Below are 18,026 nucleotides of genomic sequence, written 5' to 3'. Positions count from 1 at the left end.
CGACCCGGCAGCGACCGGCATCTACGCTGTGCCTGCCATTCAAGGCGTGTTGGACGCCAAGGTGCCGGTATTCGGCATCTGCCTCGGCCATCAATTGCTGGCCCTGGCATTGGGTGCGCGCACCTATAAGCTGGATCGCGGTCATCGCGGTGCCAACCAGCCGGTGAAGGAACTCGCCACCGGCAAGGTCGAAATCACCAGCCAAAACCATGGCTTCGCCGTCGCGGATGACAGCCTGCCCGAAGGCGTGCGCATCACCCACACATCGCTGTTCGATGGCAGCAACGAGGGTATCGCCTGCGACGCCCGCCGCGCCTTCAGCGTGCAGTATCATCCGGAAGCGAGCCCCGGCCCCTCCGACAGCGCCCATTTGTTCCGTCGCTTCACCGCGATGATGGAGAAGGCATAACCATGCCCAAGCGGACAGACATCAAGTCGATCCTCATCATCGGCGCCGGCCCGATCGTCATCGGCCAGGCCTGTGAGTTCGACTATTCCGGCGCCCAGGCCTGCAAGGCGCTGCGGGCGGAGGGCTACCGGGTGATCCTGGTCAACTCCAACCCCGCCACCATCATGACCGACCCGGATCTGGCGGACGCGACCTATATCGAGCCGATTACCCCGGCCCTGGTCGAGAAAGTGATTATCCGGGAGAGGCCGGACGCGATCCTGCCGACCATGGGCGGCCAAACGGCGCTGAACATCGCCATGGCGCTGGATGCCTCTGGCACGCTGGCCAAGCACGGGGTGGAATTGATCGGCGCCAAGGCCGAGGTGATCGATCGGGCCGAGGACCGGCTGAAATTCCGCGACGCCATGTCCGCCATCGGCATCGAAAGCCCCCGCTCCGCCATTGCGCATTCGATGGCGGAGGCGCGGGAGGCGTTGACCAGCATCGGCCTGCCCCTGGTGATCCGCCCCTCCTTCACCCTGGGCGGCACTGGCGGCGGCATCGCCTATAACCGGGAGGAGTTCGAGGCGATCGTCGGCTCCGGCCTGGACGCCTCCCCCACCGACGAGGTGCTGATCGAGGAAAGCATCGTCGGCTGGAAAGAGTTCGAGATGGAGGTCGTGCGCGACAGCGCCGATAACTGCATCATCGTCTGCGCGATCGAGAACGTGGACCCGATGGGCGTCCACACCGGCGACAGCATCACCGTCGCCCCGGCGCTGACGTTGACGGACCGTGAATTCCAACGCATGCGCGACGGCTCCATCGCCTGCCTGCGGGCGATCGGCGTCGATACCGGCGGGTCCAACGTGCAATGGGCGATCAACCCGGCGGATGGCCGGATGCTGGTGATCGAGATGAACCCGCGGGTTTCTCGGTCTTCGGCGCTGGCGTCGAAGGCCACCGGATTCCCGATCGCCAAAATCGCGGCCAAGCTGGCGGTCGGTTACACGCTGGACGAGTTGGCCAACGACATCACCCGCGTCACTCCGGCCGCATTCGAGCCGACGATCGATTACGTGGTGGTGAAAATCCCGCGCTTCACCTTCGAGAAGTTCCCCGGCACGCCCGCTTTGCTCTCGACCTCGATGAAGTCGGTCGGGGAGGCGATGGCGATCGGGCGGTCGTTTGCGGAAGCGCTGCAGAAGGGCATGCGCTCGATGGAGACAGGGTTGTCCGGGCTGGACCCGGTGGAGCAGCCTGGCGATGGCGGGCGCGACGCCTTCCGCGCCGCCCTGTCGCAGCCGCGGCCGGACCGGTTGCTGATGGCGGCACAGGCCATTCGCGCCGGGCTGTCGATCGAGGACATCCACGCCGCCAGCCGGTTCGACCCCTGGTTCCTGCGCGAGTTGGCGCGGATCGTCGAGGCGGAGCAGGTGGTTGCCACCCAGGGCCTGCCCACGGACGCGGTGGCGCTACGGCGGTTGAAGGCGCTCGGTTTCTCCGACACGCGGTTGGCGGAACTGACGGGGCAGAAGGAATCCGCGGTGGCGGCGGCGCGGGCCGCGGCCGGAGTGCAGCCGGTCTATAAGCGAATCGACACCTGCGCCGGTGAGTTCGCCTCCGCAACCCCTTATATGTATTCGACTTACGAGGGCGGGTTCGGCACGCCCGCGTGCGAGGCGGACCCGACGGATCGGCAGAAGATCATCATCCTCGGCGGCGGCCCGAACCGGATCGGCCAGGGGATCGAGTTCGACTATTGCTGCGTGCATGCCGCCTACGCCCTGCGCGACGCCGGGTTCGAGACGGTGATGGTGAACTGCAACCCGGAAACCGTGTCCACCGACTACGACACCTCCGACCGGCTGTATTTCGAGCCGCTGACGGCCGAGGACGTGATCGCCCTGGTGCGGCGCGAGCAGGCGAACGGCACCGTGCTGGGTTGCATCGTGCAGTACGGCGGGCAGACGCCGCTGAAGCTGAGCAAGGCATTGACCGAGGCGGGCATCCCCATCCTAGGCACCTCCGCCGATTCGATCGACATGGCGGAGGACCGGGAGCGGTTCCAGGCGATGCTGCAGAAGCTGGACCTGTTGCAGCCGCCGAATGGCATCGCTCACACGCCGGAGGAAGCCGAGGCGATCGCGACCGAGATCGGCTATCCGGTGGTGCTACGCCCGTCCTACGTGCTGGGCGGCCGCGGGATGCAGATCGTGCACGACCGCGCCGGCCTGCAGCGCTACATCCGCGAGGCGGTGAAGGTTTCGGGCGATAACCCGGTCCTGGTTGACCATTATTTGAACGACGCGATCGAGGTCGATGTCGACTGCATCGCCGATGGTGAGACGGTCTACGTCGCGGGCGTGATGGAGCATATCGAGGAAGCCGGCATCCATTCCGGCGACAGCGCCTGCTCGCTGCCGCCCTACACGCTGGCGCCGGCCACCATCACCGAGCTGAAGGATCAGACCGAGGCGATGGCCAAGGCGCTGGGGGTCGTCGGGCTGATGAACGTGCAATATGCCATCCAGAACGGCGACATCTACGTGCTGGAGGTAAACCCCCGCGCCAGCCGCACAGTGCCGTTCGTCGCCAAAGCGACCGGGGTCGCCGTGGCCAAGATCGGCGCGCGGGTGATGGCCGGCGCGCGCCTGGCCGAGTTCAAGCTGGATGATGACGCCATCGCCCAGCATGTCGCGGTGAAGGAGGCGGTATTCCCGTTCGCCCGCTTTCCGAATGTGGACACCATCCTGGGGCCGGAGATGAAGTCCACCGGCGAAGTCATGGGGCTGGACACCTCGTTCGAGCGCGCCTTCGCCAAGGCGCAGCTGGGGGCCGGGGTGAAGCTGCCGCTGAGCGGGACGGTGTTTTTGTCGGTTCGCGATGCGGACAAGCAGAACCTGGTCGCCATGGCACGGCGGTTGACGACGATGGGGTTCGCCATCGCCGCCACATCTGGCACGGCCAAACGTATCGCCGATGCGGGGATTGCGGTGAAGCCCATGAACAAGGTGCTGGAGGGTCGCCCGCACTGCGTGGACGCCATCCGGTCCGGCGACATCCAACTGGTGATCAACACGGCAAGCGGGGCACAGTCGCTGACGGACAGCTTCGACATACGCCGTTCCGCGCTGACGCATGGGGTTCCGCACTACACGACGATTGCCGGGGCACGGGCCGCGGTCCATGCCATAGCAGCATTGAAAGCGGGGACGCTTGAAGTCGCTCCGCTTCAGTCCTACTTTCGCGGATCGTTCTGAAGCGCAGTAGGCGAGACAGCCGCCTGCTGCGAATTCGTGTCTGCCCACCCCGGAACGCCCCGGAATAACGCCAGGAATCGCGTATCTTGCAGAAATTTCCGATGACCGCTCCCGGCCTGGTTCGTCTCGAGGACGAGCTGCGCACGCTCAAGTCGCAAGAGCGCCCGGCCGTGATCCGCGCGATTGCCGAGGCGCGAAGCCACGGCGATCTGAGCGAGAACGCGGAATACGATGCCGCGCGGGAACGTCAGTCCTTCATCGAGGGACGGATTCTGGAGCTGGGCGAGATCATTTCTGGCGCCGAGGTCATCGACCCGTCGAGCCTATCTGGCGATACCGTGAAGTTCGGTGCGCATGTGACGCTGGTGGACGAGGAGACGGATAAGGAAGCGACCTACCAGATCGTTGGCGTGCACGAAGCCGACATCAAGCAGGCGCGGCTGTCGATTTCCTCGCCGTTGGCCAAGGCGCTGATCAACAAGAAGGTCGGCGCTACGATTTCCGTGCCGGCACCCGGCGGTGATCGCACCTACGAGATCCTGGCGCTCTCGTTCATTTAACGGCGCGCCCTCCGGCCTCGTGGGGCGGCGCAGTTTCTTTGTCATAGTCCGATAGGATCGCCATGATCACGCTCGCCGATGTGCAGGCCGCAGCCGGTCGCATTGCGGGGCGGGTGATCCGCACGCCCTCGCTCCACTCCGACGCGGTGAGCCGCGCGACCGGCGCCCACGTGACGCTGAAGTTGGAGAGCCTGCAGGCCATCGGCTCGTTCAAGGAGCGGGGCGCGGCCAACAAGCTGGCGATGCTGACGGAGGGGGAGCGCCAGGCGGGCGTGATCGCCATGTCGGCGGGTAACCATGCGCAGGCGGTGGCGCGGCACGCCGGGCTGGCGGGGATTGCGGCTACCATCGTCATGCCGCTGTTCACCCCGGCGACCAAGGTGTCCCGCACCGCTGCGTGGGGCGCGAAGGTGGTATTGTTCGGCGAAACGCTGGTGGAAACTGCCCAGCACGCCCGTGAGATGGCGGCCGAGCAGGGGCTGGTGTTCGTGCATCCCTACGATGATGAGGCAGTGATGGCCGGCCAGGGCACGCTGGCGCTGGAATTGCTGGAAGATGCGGGGGAATTGGACGCGCTGCTGATCCCCGTGGGCGGTGGCGGCATGATCGCCGGCTGCGCAGTGGCGGCAGCGGCGCTGCGTCCGGGGCTGGAAGTGATCGGGGTCGAGGTTGCGGGCTATGCGTCGCTGAGCCAGATGTTGGCCGGCAAGCCGGTGCAGGTGGGCGGCCCGACCATCGCGGAGGGGATTGCCGTGCGCGACATCGGCGTCGCCCCGCTGGAGGTCATCCGCGCCCATGTCAGCGACGTCGTGGTGGTGCCGGAGCGGGTGGTCGAAGACGCAATCTCCCTCCTCGCGGAGGGCGCCAAGCTGGTCGCGGAGGGTGCGGGCGCAACTGGCGTTGCGGCGCTGCTGGCGTTTCCGGAGCGGTTTCGCGGGCGCCGGGTCGCAACGGTGGTGTGTGGCGGTAATATCGACGCCCGTATCCTGGCCAACGTGCTACTGCGCGGGTTGCTGCGGGATGGGCGGCTGCTGCGGCTGCTGCTGGAAATACCCGACCGGCCCGGCGTGTTGGCCGACATCGCGGGCCGTATCGCCACGAAGGGCGGCAACGTCATCGAGGTCACGCATAAGCGGCTCTTTGCGGCCCCCTCCGTGCAGACGGCGGAGTTGGAGGTGATCGTGGAAGCCCGCGACCCGATCCATGCCAACGAGATTTCCGCCTATCTGGAAGAGCGTTACGTCGTCCGGCGGGCGTAGTATCAACTGCTCAGCCATGCCCGAAACTATTCGGGCCATTTTGCGTCAAGCCTTAACGAAATGGCAGAAGTCGGACATATGCAGCCTCCTCGTACCTTGTTTGCCATCGTCTGCTTGTCGGCCCCGGGGGCGACGGAACCACCGGGCTCTGCCTCTTGGCGCGACATTTTGGGCGACAATGCCAACCGTGGTATTCGGTTGCCGAGCGATCATGGGCAGCCTGCACAGGCAATACGGCATGGGATCGACAGCACGGTGGGTCTGCGGGCCGCCGGGTAGAACGGCGCCACTTCGATAGCACCCCGGCGCACGCATGGCGCGTGCTCGCCCACCGGGACGCCACCGAGGGCGCGGTTGCCGATCGGACGCCGCCTCACTATCTCGGAACCAGCAAGGAGATCATGCGATGGCAAGTTTGTTTGGCAGCAAGAAGGCGAATGACACGCCGGATGAAGCGTTTCCCGTCTCGCATCCCGAGTCTGAGTGGAAGGCGAAGCTGTCCCCCGACCAGTTTCACGTGCTGCGCCAGCACGGCACGGAGCGGCCGGGCAGCAGCCAGCTGAACTTCGAGAAGCGCACCGGCCTGTTCTCCTGCGCGGCGTGTGGCCAGGCACTGTTCACGTCCGACACCAAATACGAGAGCGGCAGCGGTTGGCCGAGCTTCTTCAAACCGATCGAGGGCGCGGTCGACACCACCGTCGACCGCAGCCTTGGGATGGTGCGGACGGAGGCACATTGCAGCCAATGCGGCGGCCATCTGGGCCACGTCTTTCCCGACGGTCCGGAACCGACTGGCGAACGTTATTGCATGAACGGTTTGTCCCTGGCGTTCCAGCCGGACTAGAACCGGCCAAATCCCCAGTGGTGCCGGGCGCGGCTGGGGGCCTGCCCTTGCGCGAAGCGGGCGGCGCGACGATGGTTCACGGACGAATCGGAACCGCCCGGGAGCGAAATGTCGTTAGAGATCAAGGTCGGCCCACCGCAGCTCGCCATTCACCAGGGCAACGCAGTGCTGATCACCGAGCCGGACGGCCAGGTTCTCTGGCCGACCGCCATGGGCCTCTACTTCTTCGACACACGGATGATCAGCGCCTGGTCGCTGTCGGCCAACGGCGTCGACTGGGACCTGCTGAATAGCGGCACGCCGACCTATTATCTGTCTCGCATCTACCTCACCAACCGGGCGATCGCGACCGAGAGCGGCAACGTGGCACCACGCACGCTCAGCCTGGTGGTCAGCCGGCAGATCGAGGGCGGGATCCACGAGGATTTCGATTTGACCAACCACGGCAGCCTGCCCGTGCGGTTCAACCTGGAAATCGTGCTGCGCAGCGACTTCGCCGATATCTTCGAGGTCAAGGACCAGTCGATCGTGCGCCGCGGCCGTATCACCAGTGAGTGGCTGGATGTCGAGCAGCGGTTGGTGAACACCTATGGCAATCAGGATTTTCACCGCGCGCTGAGCGTATCGGCCAGTGGCGGCCCCTCGCCCGCCGTCTATGCCAATGGCCGCATTAGCTTCGAAGTGGCGCTGCAGCCCGGGGAGAAATGGCATACCTGCCTGCGCTACGATCTGCAGGATGGGGACACGGTGTACGAGGCGTCGCTGGAGTGCTGCGACCATGCAGATACCAGCACCCCCAGCCGGATCATGGAGGAATGGCGGGCTGGCGTGACCAAGCTGGAGACGGGCAACAGCCTGTTCCAGCGGCTGTACGATCAAGCGCTGGACGACATGGCGGCGCTGCGTCTGCCCTTCGAGTTGGCGACGACGAAGGAGTTCGTGCCGATCGCCGGACTGCCATGGTTCATCGCGCTGTTTGGCCGCGACAGCCTGATCGTGTCGCTGCAGAACGCGATGGTCTATCCGGATTTTGCCCGCGGCACGTTGGACATTCTGGGTAAATGGCAGGCGACCGAGCGCGACGATTATCGCGATGCGGAGCCCGGCAAGATCCTGCACGAATTGCGCCGGGGCGAGCTGGCGCACTTCAAGCTGATTCCGCACACGCCGTATTACGGCACGGCGGATGCGACGCCGCTGTATCTAATTACCCTGCACGATGCGTGGCGCTGCACTGGCGACCGCGCCATGGTGGAACGGCAAATGCCGGTGGCCGAGCGGTGCCTGCAATGGATCGACGAGTGGGGCGACCGGGACGGCGATGGGTTCCAGGAGTACCAGACGAGATCGCCCAAGGGTTATGAGAACATGGCCTGGAAGGATTCGGGCGATTCCGTCATGCATGCGGATGGCAGCAAGGTGGTCGGGCCGAAGGCGCTGTGCGAATTGCAGGGCTACGTGTTCGATGCCTGGATCCGCATGGCGGAGATTTTCCAAGCGTTGGGGCATGAGGATCGGGCCGCGCAATTGCAGGCCAAGGCCGCCGCGCTGCACCACCGCTTCAACGACGCATTCTGGAACGAGGCCGAAGGCTTCTACGCTTATGGCCTGGACGGGGCGAAGCGCCCCATCCTGAGCGTTGCCTCCAACCCTGGGCATCTGTTGTGGTCCGGCCTGGTGCCGCCGGATCGTGCGGCACGCGTGGTGCAGCGATTGATGCAGCCGGATATGTGGAGCGGGTGGGGCATTCGCACGCTGTCGGCCAGCCATCCCTCGTATAACCCCTATTCGTATCAGAATGGCTCGGTCTGGCCGCATGATAACGGGCTGATCGCACAGGGCTTCAAACGCTACGGCTTTGCCGCGGAAGCGAACGCGGTGGCGGCGGATGTGATGGGCGCGGCGAGTTTCTTCATGTTGAACCAGTTGCCGGAATTGTATGCCGGGGTGCAGCGGGAGCCGTTGAGCTTCCCCGTGCAATATTTGGGTGCCAACGTTCCGCAGGCCTGGGCGGCTGGCAGCGTGTTCTCCCTCGTGCAGGCGATGGTCGGTTTCCAGCCGGACGCGCCGAACCAACGTCTGCGGATTGATCCGACGCTGCCGGATTGGTTGCCAGAGCTGACGCTGCGCGATTTGCGGGTTGGCGCGGATGTGTTCGATATCCGGTTCGAACGCAACGGGGCGCAGACCGAGTATGAAGTGCTCCGGGGTGATCCGGCGCGCGTGGTTCGGCAGTCGCATTCAGTTTGGACGCCGTCGTAAACGGCGGCTCAACAATAAACACTTTAATTTAATTATTTAGACGCATCATGTGCTCGGACCCGGCGGATGTCGCCGGTGGCCGCGCAATGGGGACGAACACATGGATACTGGCCTGGATTGGGAGGAGAGCTTCTCCGACGTGGACCAGCCTGTCGCTGCAGAGCAGGACAAGCCGGCTGGTTGGATCACGACCGCCGTCGCGATCACCGCCGGCGTTCTCGTCCTGATCGTGCTTTACACCTATTAGGACGGGCCTGAGCCCGCTGCTTTCGCAGGGAGGGGCCGGGCCTTAGGCCGCTGGCACCCGCTCCACGACCTGGCGCAACGCTGCCGTGACGGCCGCCATCGCCGCTGGCTCCAGCGTTGCACTGTGCAGCAGGCGTAAGCTGTCCAGATGGGTTTGGACGGATGGCATGCTCCACACTCCTGCCTCACGCATCCGGTCCAGCAGGCTGCATAGGCTGAACGCAACCTCACCCAGGCCGCCCATGCCGAACACGCCGCACACACCCACCAAAATGTTGCTGAGGTCATAGAGCTCGGTCTGCTTGACGGGGTTGGGGCCGGCCCGCAGTGCCTCCCCGATCGTTTGGATCTTCGCCAGGGTGGACGTGATCTCATCCAAGCCTCGGACACGGATCGTGGCCAGGTTCGCCTCTGCCGCGACCACGGCCTCGGACACGGTGATGCCGCCGGGGCGATTGACCAATCCGGACAGCCGGCGCGTGTGCAGCGGAAGATTGGACATCAGCGTGGGGGTCCTTTGAGCATCGCGTCAATCTCGGACTGGGAAAGGTTCGGCGCTTTGGCTTCTCCGACCCGGAGCGACAGATCGTCTTTCCGGCGCCCTTCCATCCCTGCGGGTGGGCCTAATTTTTGGAAGCGGCGGTCCGGGCCGGTGTAGGTGTCGGCGGTGATGAAGGGACGCGCGTCCTTCGCCAGCCACATGATGCGTTCGTATAGCACTTGCGGCGTAATCGGTTTGGCAACGACGAAGCTGGCGCCGCAATCGCGGGCGCGCATGACGTTGACCTGGGATGTGTGGCCGGCCAGCAGGATGATCGGCGCCGTGCGTGCACCGCCTGCCTTGTTGCGGCGGATGCGGCGGATGAGGTCGTACTCGTCCAGATCGCCTTCCTTGCCGCGCGCGGCACCGACCACCAGCAAATCGGCGGTGTCGCGCTGCAGATGCGCCTCCGCCTCGGTCGCGCCGGCGAACCGGGTCATGCCGCGCACCTTGAAGCCGCTCAATACCTGCGTGAGGATTTCGGCCTCTAGATCATTCGATTCCACCAGCACCACGGAAAGTGCGCCGAAGTAGACGCGGCTATCCAGTTCCGAAGTGGTGGCGGCGGCGCTCACGCGTCGAACAGATCGAAATCGCCGGAATCGTCAACGTCGGCGGCAGGGGCGGTCGCGGTCAGGCGGTTGAACAGGGCGCCGACGCGCACCGCAGCCAGGGCGTCTGCGAGGTCCGGCCGGATGTCCGGCACCACGGAGGAGATCGCCGACAGGAAGGTCGACAATCCCTCCAGATGCTGGCTCATCCGGTCCAGCGATTGCCATTGTTCGGACGACGCGCTGGACTGGCAGACCCCCAGCCCGTCGGCCACCGACGCCAGATGCATCAGTTCGGCGGCAGCGGCCTGGAGGACGTCCGGCAAGGCGAGGTCGGCTTGGTTCGACACGGCTACGTCCATCAGAACAGCTCCACGCCACCGCCCAAATCGGGCGTATGCACCGGGCGGGCGCGCTCTGCGGCGAAAACCTCGCCATCGGACGCACCCATGATCATCTGCCGCGCACGCCCTGCGACCGGCCAGAACTGGATCCGCCGCCCGCGATCGCCGCGCAGGCTGCCACCCGTCACGTTGATCCGTTCCCGCCGAACGAAGCGTTCGGCGAAATCGGCGTTCAGCGTGCCGACATCGGTCAACCCGCTCAACATCCGGGCGCCACCAAACAGCTTGGCCTCCAACCGGTCACGACGGGCGCCGCGCTTCAGCATGTCGTTGACCAACAGCTCCATCGCATGCACGCCGTGTTCGGCCGAGTAGCCGCCGGGGGTGTCGTTGCCGGGCAACAGGAAGTGGTTCATCCCGCCGATCCGCGCCACCGGGTCGTGCAGACACGCGGCGACGCAGGACCCGAGGATGGTGGTCAACACCACCTCCGGATCATTGGTGGTGTGGTATTCGCCCTGAACGATATTAACCCGACGCGATGCTAGCGCAGTGTCCATCATGTCAGTGTTCCAAACACGGCTTCGATCTTCTCGCGAAGGGTCGCAACCGTAAACGGCTTCACCAGGAAGTTGTTCACCCCGAACTGCACCGCCCGTTGCACCAATTCCGCATCTCCACGCCCAGTGAGCATGATATACGCGATCTTTGCTGTCGGAGGGTGAACGCGCACCGCGCGCAACAGCCCCAAACCATCGAGCTTCGGCATGTTGAAGTCACTGATCACCAATTGCACCGGGCTGGCGATAAGGCTGCGTAGACCAGCCTCGCCATCCGGCGCCTCGTCGAATTCCCGGAAGCCGAGTTGTTGAAGCCCGCCACGAATCAGCAACCGCATCGATTGCTGGTCGTCGACGATCAGCACCTTGAGGGCAGCAGCGGACGGCATGCGCGATCTCCAATTTTTGCGTTACAGGCGGCAAGCATGGCGGCGGCGGCCGCGTGAAGCGGAACCTGCCTTCCAACACCACCCAATTCAAAGGCAGCCTTTGGCATACCGTAGACGACAGAACTGTGTTCATCCTGGCCGAACGTGCGGGCACCCGCATCGCGCATCGCCAGTAATCCCTGCGCGCCATCACGGCCCATCCCGGTGAGGATGACGCCGACGGCGCGCGCGCGCGCCGTGGCCGCAACCGAGTGGAACAGCACGTCCACCGACGGACGATGTCCGTTGACAGCGCCGTTCGTGTTCAGCCGGCAACGCCATGGGCCGGCCGGCGGCCCCGCGACCTCCAGATGCGTCAGCCCACCCGGCGCCAAATACACCTGGCCCGGCGATAGCCGCGCGCCGTCCGTCGCCTCCGACACCGTGGCCGCACAGGACCGGTTCAATCGTTGTGCAAAGGACGGCGTGAAGGCGGCCGGCATGTGCTGGGTGATCACGGTCGGCGGGCAGTTCGCCGGGAAGGTCGACAAAATGGCCAACAGCGCTTCCACGCCGCCAGTCGATGCGCCGATCGCCAGCATCCGCTCGTTCGGGGAGAATTCCGGCTGGGCGACCGGCGGCGGCGCGTTCGACAGGGGACGCAGCCGTGCGGAGGCCGCGGTGCGAACGATCTCGGCCAGCCGGTCGAACCCGGCGCGATCCTCGAACTTTGGCTTGGCGACGCAATCGACCGCGCCCAATTCAAGGGCGCGCAGGGTTGCCTCGGCGCCGCGGCTGGTCAACGTCGATACCATCACGACCGGCATCGGCCGCAACCGCATCAGGCGTTCGAGGAAATCGAGACCGTTCATCTGCGGCATCTCGATGTCGAGCGTGATGACGTCCGGGTTCAACGCCTTGATCGCGTCGCGGGCCTGGATCGGGTCGCTCGCCTCGCCGACCACTTCCATGTCGGCGTGGCTCTGCAATGCGCGCTTGATCAGCGCACGCATCGTTGCAGAATCATCGACCACCAGGACGCGGGTCATGCGCTGGGCCGCTTCTGGTAGGTGGTGATGCCGGCGTTGGTGAACACCTTCATCGCCGGGCCAGCCACGCGCTCGGAATGACCAATATACAGATAGCCACCCGGCGAAAGCAGCGGGGCAAACCGGTTCCAGATCTCCACCTGCGTATCCTCTGCGAAGTAGATCACGACATTGCGGCACATGATCACGTCGAACGTGCCGCGCATCGGCCACGCCCCGATCAGGTTCAGCGGCCGGAACGTGATCATCCGGCGCAGAGCATCCCCTGCCTCCCACTCGCCCTGGCTCTTTTCGAAGTGCCGGTTGCGCAAGTCGCCGGGCACGGCGCTCAGCGCTTCGGTGCTGTACCGCCCTGCCCGCGCCTGCTCCAACACTGTGGTGTCGATGTCGGTGGCGAGGATGCGGACGTCCAGGCTGGCCGCGTTCGGCAGCAGACGCAGCACCGTCAGGCCCAGCGAGTACGGCTCCTGCCCGCTGGAACAGGCGGCGGACCAGATCCGCACGCGACCACCGCGTTCGGCCGCGCGCAGCAGGGGCGGCAGCACGACGTCGCGCAGATGGTCGAAATGATGCGGCTCGCGATAGAAGCGGGTGACGTTGGTGGTGAGCGCGCGGATCATCGAGCCGCGCTCCTCATTCTCCTCCGGATTCTCCAGCAGCTCGCAATAGCTGCGAAAATCGGTCATGCCCAACGCACGCAGCCGCTTGCCCAGCCGCGAATACATCAGCGTGGCCTTACCCTCGTGCAGGGTGATCCCGGTCTCCGCGTGCAGCATCTTGGCGATGGTGTTGAAATCTGCTGTCGTCAGTAGAAACTCACCATCGACCATGCCCACCGAGGACCGTCGCGATGCGACGGGGGCGTTCATGCGGCTTCGGCCTCCGGCCGCGGCAGAACCCGGTCCAGCGAGATGAAGCTCACCATACGACCCTCGATCGCGACCAGGCCCTGCACGAAGGTGCGGACGCGGCCGGATGCGACCTCCGGCGGTGGCTGGATCGAGCCGTCACCGATGGTGAGGATGTCGGACACCGCATCCACCAGCAGTCCGATCACCTGCCCGTTCACCTGCGCCACGATGATCACGTGGCGGGCGGTCGGGTTGGTGGCGGGCAAACCGAGGCGGGCGGCCAAGTCGACGATCGGCAACACGGCGCCGCGCAGGTTCAGCACGCCGCGCAGGAAGCTCGGCGAATGTGGCAGCGGTGTCACCGGGGCCCAACCGCGGATTTCCCGCACGGCCATGATGTCGACGCAGAATTCCTGTTCGGCGATGCGGAACGCGATCAGCTCGCGTTCCTTAGCGCTGGCTACAATCGTATCAAGCATAGGCCAATCCTAACTCGGCGCGGGTTTCGGCGAAGGGTGCGTCACCCCGGGCGTCGGACACGATGGCGTCCACGTCCAGGATCAGCGCCACGCGGCCATCGCCGAGGATGGTTGCGGCGGCTACACCGGGCACCCGGCGGTAATTGGCTTCCAGGCTTTTGATGACAACCTGGCGCTGGCCCTGGATCGCATCCACCAGCAGCACGGCGCGGCTGCCATCCTCGCCCTCGATCAGCAATGCCACGCCGCCAGTGACGGACCGCTCCGGATCGGCCCAGCCCAGCGCCGCGCCCACGCCGATCAGCGGCAGATAGGTGCCGCGGATGGCGATGACGCGGGCAGCGTCGCCCATCTCGTGAATGTCGGCAGCGCGCGGCTGCAGGGTTTCGATGATCGCGGTCAACGGCACGATCAGCGTTTGTTCGGCAACCGTTACGACCATGCCGTCCAGCACTGCCAGCGTCAGCGGCAGGCTGAGCGTGAAGGTGGAGCCCTTGCCGGGTCGGGAGGCGATGTTGATGCGGCCACCCAATGCCTGGATCGACCGGCGCACGACGTCCATCCCGACGCCGCGGCCCGAAATGTCGGACACCTTGTCGGCGGTGGAGAAGCCCGGCAGGAAGATCAGGTTGTCGGTTTCCTCATCGCTCAGCACCGCATCCGGTGCGACCAGGCCCTTGGCGATGGCGCTCTCCCGCACCTTGGCGCGGTTGATGCCGGCGCCGTCGTCGGATACCTCGATCACGATGCGGCCGGAGCGATGCAGCGCTTGCAGCTTCACCGTGCCCTCTTCGGGTTTGCCTGCGGCACGGCGAACGTCGGGCGATTCCAGCCCGTGGTCGATGGCGTTGCGGATCATGTGGGTCAGCGGGTCGGCCAAGTGCTCGATCACGGTTTTGTCGACCTCGGTCGCCTCACCCTCGGAGGTCAGGCGGACCTGCTTGCCGGTCATCGCCGCCACTTCGCGCGCCAGGCGCGGCATGCGGGCAAATACCGACTTCACGGGCTGTGCGCGGATCGCCATGACGCTGTCCTGGATCTCGCGCGTCAGATGCTCCAGCTCGTCCAGCGCCACCGTCACGGCGGAGGCGCGGCTGATCCCCGCCTCGCCGACACGCTGCGTCAGCATGGCGCCGTTGATGACCAATTCGCCCACCAGATCGATCAGGCGGTCGACGCGATCCAGGTCGACGCGGATGGTCGGCTTCGGCGCAACCGCTTCTTCGCGAACCTGCGGCGGCGGGGGAGCGGCGGCGGCGATCGGCGCGGCCATGGGAATCGGTACAGCAACCAAGATCGGCTCGGGGATTGCGGCAGGCTCCGGCTCGGGCGCGACTTCGGCCTGCAGGCTGCGGATCAGCGCCATGACATCGGCATTAGGATCGACCTCAGCCGCTGGCTCCTCGGCCATCACGGCGTCGGCGGGCTTGATGTCGACGTCGCAATCGCAATCGACGAACTCGAACACTTCCTGGATCGACGATTCCGGCTGGTCGGTCTGCAACTGCACCGTCCAGGCGAGATAGGCGCCCTCCGGCTCCAGCGTCGCCAGATCCGGCAGATCGCTGGCATCGAGGCTGACGCTAGTTGGGCCCAGCCGCGCCAGTTCGCGCAGCAGCATCACCGCGTCGTTCGCCTTGGCATACATCTCCGCCCGTGGACGGAAGCGAACGATCCAACGATCCGGCTCCGGCGCAGCTTCCACCATCATCGGCTGGAACATCAGCGAGGCCAACGGATCGGCATCATCCGCTATCGCCGGGCCAGCGGCTGGGCCGCCCAGCGAGGCCAACTCGGTCGCCGAGGCGCTGGCATGCGACTCGTCCAGCACCTGGCCGTCGCGGGAGGCGCGAACCAGATCGGCCAGCACGTCGGCCGCCCGCAGCATCACCTTCAGGACATGCGCGTCGGCCACCAACTGATCGGAGCGAACCGCCTCCAGCGTGGTTTCGAACACATGGGCAAAGCGCACGAGGTCATCGAGCCCGAAGGCACCGGCACCGCCCTTTACCGAATGGACGGCGCGGAACACGGCATTCACCGTTTCCGAATCGCGTGCACCGCCCTGCATGGCGAGCAGGCCGCTTTCCAGTTCGGCCAGTTGTTCTTCGCATTCCTGGAAGAACGTTTGGCGGATGGCGTCCATCGGGTCCATTTTGGGCTCCCTAGTTAAGCGGCGACGCGGCGCAGGGCGTCGACGAGCTTGGTCGGGTTGAACGGCTTGATGATCCAGCCAGTCGCACCCGCCTCACGGGCACGCGTCTTCTTCGCGGCGTCGCTTTCGGTGGTCAGCACCAGAATGGGGATCGCACGGTTGGCGACATCGCTGCGCACGCCCTCGATGAAGCCGAAACCATCCATGCGGGGCATGTTGATGTCGGTCACGATCACGTCGGGCTTCTCGCCCTTCAGCACCTCCAGCCCATCCAGGCCGTCGACAGCCTGCACGACGCGGTAGCCCGCCTCGGACAGGGCCAGGTGCAGCATGTCGCGCATGGTCCGCGAGTCATCCACGGTCAGCACGGTTTTGGTCACGCGGGGTTCTCCTCAGTCGATTGGAAGACAAGATCTGCAGCACCGAGTGCTGCGAGGGTTTCGGTCAAGGCGTCGGATGGCGCCTCCACCGAGAAGTAGTTGCCGTCTGCGGCCCAGGTCGCCTTCGCGGCCATTAGGACCTGTAGGCATTGCGCGCCGAGACGCTGCACCCCGGAGCCATCGATCATCAGCGGGGCGCCACGACGGCCCAGCAGATCCGCCGCCAACGGGCCGGCCGCCGTCAGGTCCAGCACCGGCGGCAGGGCGGTGATCCCCACATCGCTTGATTGCTCCATCCTCAGAACTCCTCCCATCCGTGTTCGTCCAACACGGGCTTGCGGGCCACGGCAGCGGCCCCACGGCCGGCCTTCGCCCTCGCTTGTGCGGCTGGCCGCGCGGCCGCGGGCCGGCGCGTCGGGGCGATTGCGACCACATCGCCCTTCCCGGCCGACTGGCCGAGTTGGAAATGCGCCGTCATCGCCACCAGCTCGTTGGCATCCTTCACCAGGCTGTGGCTGGCCGCGGTGGATTGCTCCACCATGGCGGCGTTCTGCTGCGTCACCTGGTCCATCTGGTTGATGGCGGTGTTCACCTGCTGCAACGCCTCCGCCTGTTCCTGCGAAGCATCGGTGATGGCTGTGACCACCGAGTTAATCTGCATCACCCTATCCACGATCCGGCCCAGTGACCGACCGGTTTCACCCACCAATTCCACGCCCCGGCCGACCTGCGTGGCGGAGGTCGCGATGAGGGTCTTGATTTCGCGTGCCGCACTGGCGCTACGCTGGGCCAGGGCACGCACCTCACTGGCGACCACGGCGAAACCACGCCCGGCGTCACCGGCCCGTGCAGCCTCTACCCCGGCGTTGAGCGCAAGCAGGTTGGTCTGAAACGCGATCTCGTCGATGACGCCGATGATCTGGCTGATCTGGTTGGCGGAGTCCTTGATCGCGTCCATCGCGGCGACCGTGTCGGTGACGACGACATTGGATTGATCGGCATCGCGCTTGGCGTCGCCGACGACCCGGCCGGCATCGCGGGCATTCTGCGCCGTCTTGCCGACGGTGGTGGTAATCTCGTCCAGCGCCGCGGCGGTTTGTTCCAGCGTCGCGGCCTGCTGCTCGGTCCGGCGGGACAGATCGTCGGCGGCCTGGGCAATTTCCCCGGTGCCGGACCGCATGCCATGCGCATTGCCGAGGATCGCCGTCAGCGCATCCTGCAGGCGGTGGCTGGCGGCGTTGAAATTGCCCCGCAGCGCTTCGTAGTCGGCGGCGAATTCATCTTGCAGACGGTAGGTCAGGTCGCCACCGGCGAGCCGCTCCAGCGCCGTCGCGACGGCTTCCACCACCAGCGCCTGTTCCCAGGCGGCCTTCTCGCCCTCGGCTTCGTGCCGGGCGCGGGCCTCGTCGGCGAGGCGGCGGTGGTCGACGGCCTCGGCCTCCAGCCGGCGCTTGGCGACGGCCTCGTCCCGTAGGTGCTGCAATGAGACGGCGAGCTGGCCGATCTGGTCGGTGCGGTCGGCGCAGGGCACCGGTTGTTCCAGATTACCACTGGCGATTTGGCGGGTTGCGGCGGCGAGGAGATTGATCGGGCGCAGTGTCCGGCGCAGCAGCCACGCGAGCCCGATCACCGCCACGGTCAATACGGCGCAACCCAGCAATAGTATCTCGTGCTCGAACTCGGCAGCGCTGGCTGCCGACGCCTCGTGCGCGCGCATGGTCCAGGCGAGCATCGTCCCGGCACACAGCACGAAGGCTAGGGCCGCCGGGATGATGATCTGCCAGGAAAGGCCGAGCGGGCGAACTGCGCGACGAAATGACAACCCGTGACCCCCATCCGCCCGACCGGCAAGATGCGGCCGATGGCGAGGATCAGAATGCCGTGAGCGGCCTGAAGAACTTCTTAAAGGGACAGGGCTTCGGG

19 protein-coding genes are annotated in these 18,026 nt (G+C 65.7%); 7 read left to right on the top strand and 12 right to left on the bottom strand.

The genetic code is table 11. The annotated features are described in order from the left end of the window. The 7 genes from GSQ76_RS15475 to GSQ76_RS15445 all read left to right on the top strand — a co-directional run. Positions 1-409 (top strand): glutamine amidotransferase-related protein (locus tag GSQ76_RS15475; RefSeq protein ID WP_174247357.1); only part of this gene is annotated, 409 nt, incomplete at its 5' end. A gap of 2 nt (positions 410-411) precedes the next feature. Then, on the top strand, positions 412-3,654 hold the full coding sequence (gene carB, locus GSQ76_RS15470) for a carbamoyl-phosphate synthase large subunit (RefSeq protein WP_158744837.1): 3,243 nt from the start codon (positions 412-414) through the stop codon (positions 3,652-3,654). 86 nt (positions 3,655-3,740) lie between these two features. After that, positions 3,741-4,214, top strand: a complete 474-nt coding sequence (greA, locus tag GSQ76_RS15465) for a transcription elongation factor GreA (protein ID WP_158744835.1) — start codon at positions 3,741-3,743, stop codon at positions 4,212-4,214. Between the two features lie 62 nt (positions 4,215-4,276). After that, on the top strand, positions 4,277-5,473 hold the full coding sequence (locus tag GSQ76_RS15460) for a threonine ammonia-lyase (protein ID WP_158744833.1): 1,197 nt from the start codon (positions 4,277-4,279) through the stop codon (positions 5,471-5,473). A 406-nt stretch (positions 5,474-5,879) separates the two neighbouring features. Next, positions 5,880-6,317, top strand: coding sequence for a peptide-methionine (R)-S-oxide reductase MsrB (msrB, locus tag GSQ76_RS15455; RefSeq protein ID WP_158744831.1), 438 nt, complete (start codon positions 5,880-5,882; stop codon positions 6,315-6,317). Positions 6,318-6,425: 108 nt separating this feature from the next. Next, a complete protein-coding gene (locus GSQ76_RS15450; RefSeq protein WP_158744830.1) occupies positions 6,426-8,579 on the top strand; it encodes a glycogen debranching N-terminal domain-containing protein in 2,154 nt (717 codons plus the stop codon). 100 nt (positions 8,580-8,679) lie between these two features. Then, entirely contained in the window at positions 8,680-8,826 is a 147-nt protein-coding gene (locus GSQ76_RS15445) for a hypothetical protein (RefSeq protein ID WP_158744829.1), read from the top strand. Positions 8,827-8,868: 42 nt separating this feature from the next. Here the strand turns inward: GSQ76_RS15445 and GSQ76_RS15440 are convergent, their stop codons facing one another. Genes GSQ76_RS15440 through GSQ76_RS15385 form a run of 12 tightly spaced genes read right to left on the bottom strand, consistent with a single transcriptional unit; the run spans position 8,869 to position 17,925 of the window. Next, complete coding sequence (locus tag GSQ76_RS15440) at positions 8,869-9,327, bottom strand: hypothetical protein (protein WP_158744828.1); 459 nt, start codon at positions 9,325-9,327, stop codon at positions 8,869-8,871. Next, positions 9,327-9,941: a response regulator gene (locus GSQ76_RS15435; protein WP_216851075.1), complete on the bottom strand. Its 615-nt coding sequence runs from the start codon at positions 9,939-9,941 to the stop codon at positions 9,327-9,329. The genes GSQ76_RS15440 and GSQ76_RS15435 overlap by 1 nt, the downstream gene beginning before the upstream one ends. Further along, positions 9,938-10,279 carry a hypothetical protein gene (locus GSQ76_RS15430; RefSeq protein WP_158744826.1) on the bottom strand — a complete coding sequence of 114 codons (342 nt, stop codon included), beginning with the start codon at positions 10,277-10,279 and terminating at the stop codon, positions 9,938-9,940. Before GSQ76_RS15430 ends, GSQ76_RS15435 begins: the two co-directional genes overlap by 4 nt. Further along, positions 10,279-10,824: a chemotaxis protein CheD gene (locus tag GSQ76_RS15425; RefSeq protein ID WP_158744824.1), complete on the bottom strand. Its 546-nt coding sequence runs from the start codon at positions 10,822-10,824 to the stop codon at positions 10,279-10,281. Before GSQ76_RS15425 ends, GSQ76_RS15430 begins: the two co-directional genes overlap by 1 nt. Further along, complete coding sequence (locus GSQ76_RS15420; protein WP_158744822.1) at positions 10,821-11,210, bottom strand: response regulator; 390 nt, start codon at positions 11,208-11,210, stop codon at positions 10,821-10,823. Before GSQ76_RS15420 ends, GSQ76_RS15425 begins: the two co-directional genes overlap by 4 nt. Continuing rightward, the gene (locus GSQ76_RS15415) at positions 11,180-12,238 is read right to left on the bottom strand and encodes a chemotaxis response regulator protein-glutamate methylesterase (protein WP_158744820.1); all 1,059 of its coding nucleotides are present in this window, start codon (positions 12,236-12,238) and stop codon (positions 11,180-11,182) included. Before GSQ76_RS15415 ends, GSQ76_RS15420 begins: the two co-directional genes overlap by 31 nt. Next, a complete protein-coding gene (locus GSQ76_RS15410; RefSeq protein WP_158744818.1) occupies positions 12,235-13,107 on the bottom strand; it encodes a protein-glutamate O-methyltransferase CheR in 873 nt (290 codons plus the stop codon). The genes GSQ76_RS15415 and GSQ76_RS15410 overlap by 4 nt, the downstream gene beginning before the upstream one ends. Beyond that, on the bottom strand, positions 13,104-13,568 hold the full coding sequence (locus GSQ76_RS15405; protein ID WP_158744816.1) for a chemotaxis protein CheW: 465 nt from the start codon (positions 13,566-13,568) through the stop codon (positions 13,104-13,106). Before GSQ76_RS15405 ends, GSQ76_RS15410 begins: the two co-directional genes overlap by 4 nt. Next, the gene (locus tag GSQ76_RS15400; RefSeq protein ID WP_158744814.1) at positions 13,561-15,723 is read right to left on the bottom strand and encodes a chemotaxis protein CheA; all 2,163 of its coding nucleotides are present in this window, start codon (positions 15,721-15,723) and stop codon (positions 13,561-13,563) included. Before GSQ76_RS15400 ends, GSQ76_RS15405 begins: the two co-directional genes overlap by 8 nt. A 14-nt stretch (positions 15,724-15,737) precedes the next feature. Then, the gene (locus GSQ76_RS15395; protein WP_158744812.1) at positions 15,738-16,103 is read right to left on the bottom strand and encodes a response regulator; all 366 of its coding nucleotides are present in this window, start codon (positions 16,101-16,103) and stop codon (positions 15,738-15,740) included. Further along, a complete protein-coding gene (locus tag GSQ76_RS15390) occupies positions 16,100-16,399 on the bottom strand; it encodes an STAS domain-containing protein (protein WP_158744810.1) in 300 nt (99 codons plus the stop codon). The genes GSQ76_RS15395 and GSQ76_RS15390 overlap by 4 nt, the downstream gene beginning before the upstream one ends. Positions 16,400-16,401: 2 nt before the next feature. Beyond that, positions 16,402-17,925 (bottom strand): methyl-accepting chemotaxis protein, encoded by a 1,524-nt coding sequence (locus GSQ76_RS15385; protein ID WP_158744808.1) that lies wholly within the window; start codon positions 17,923-17,925, stop codon positions 16,402-16,404. Positions 17,926-18,026 lie beyond the last annotated feature (101 nt).

The organism is Acidisphaera sp. L21 (genome assembly GCF_009765685.1).
In the GTDB taxonomy this organism is placed as follows: domain Bacteria; phylum Pseudomonadota; class Alphaproteobacteria; order Acetobacterales; family Acetobacteraceae; genus LMUY01.
Note: the sequence above shows the minus strand (reverse complement) of the source record. Positions and strands in the feature narration are given on the sequence as shown.

Bases quoted from the DNA above. Each gene is read 5' to 3' on its own strand.
- GSQ76_RS15450 (WP_158744830.1), top strand. From the start codon at position 6,426: ATGTCGTTAGAGATCAAGGTCGGCCCACCGCAGCTCGCCATTCACCAG.
- GSQ76_RS15425 (WP_158744824.1), bottom strand. From the start codon at position 10,824: ATGATGGACACTGCGCTAGCATCGCGTCGGGTTAATATCGTTCAGGGC.
- GSQ76_RS15440 (WP_158744828.1), bottom strand. From the start codon at position 9,327: ATGTCCAATCTTCCGCTGCACACGCGCCGGCTGTCCGGATTGGTCAAT.
- GSQ76_RS15430 (WP_158744826.1), bottom strand. From the start codon at position 10,279: ATGGACGTAGCCGTGTCGAACCAAGCCGACCTCGCCTTGCCGGACGTC.
- GSQ76_RS15460 (WP_158744833.1), top strand. From the start codon at position 4,277: ATGATCACGCTCGCCGATGTGCAGGCCGCAGCCGGTCGCATTGCGGGG.
- GSQ76_RS15405 (WP_158744816.1), bottom strand. From the start codon at position 13,568: ATGCTTGATACGATTGTAGCCAGCGCTAAGGAACGCGAGCTGATCGCG.
- GSQ76_RS15420 (WP_158744822.1), bottom strand. From the start codon at position 11,210: ATGCCGTCCGCTGCTGCCCTCAAGGTGCTGATCGTCGACGACCAGCAA.
- GSQ76_RS15390 (WP_158744810.1), bottom strand. From the start codon at position 16,399: ATGGAGCAATCAAGCGATGTGGGGATCACCGCCCTGCCGCCGGTGCTG.
- msrB (WP_158744831.1), top strand. From the start codon at position 5,880: ATGGCAAGTTTGTTTGGCAGCAAGAAGGCGAATGACACGCCGGATGAA.
- GSQ76_RS15445 (WP_158744829.1), top strand. From the start codon at position 8,680: ATGGATACTGGCCTGGATTGGGAGGAGAGCTTCTCCGACGTGGACCAG.
- GSQ76_RS15400 (WP_158744814.1), bottom strand. From the start codon at position 15,723: ATGGACCCGATGGACGCCATCCGCCAAACGTTCTTCCAGGAATGCGAA.
- GSQ76_RS15410 (WP_158744818.1), bottom strand. From the start codon at position 13,107: ATGAACGCCCCCGTCGCATCGCGACGGTCCTCGGTGGGCATGGTCGAT.
- carB (WP_158744837.1), top strand. From the start codon at position 412: ATGCCCAAGCGGACAGACATCAAGTCGATCCTCATCATCGGCGCCGGC.
- GSQ76_RS15415 (WP_158744820.1), bottom strand. From the start codon at position 12,238: ATGACCCGCGTCCTGGTGGTCGATGATTCTGCAACGATGCGTGCGCTG.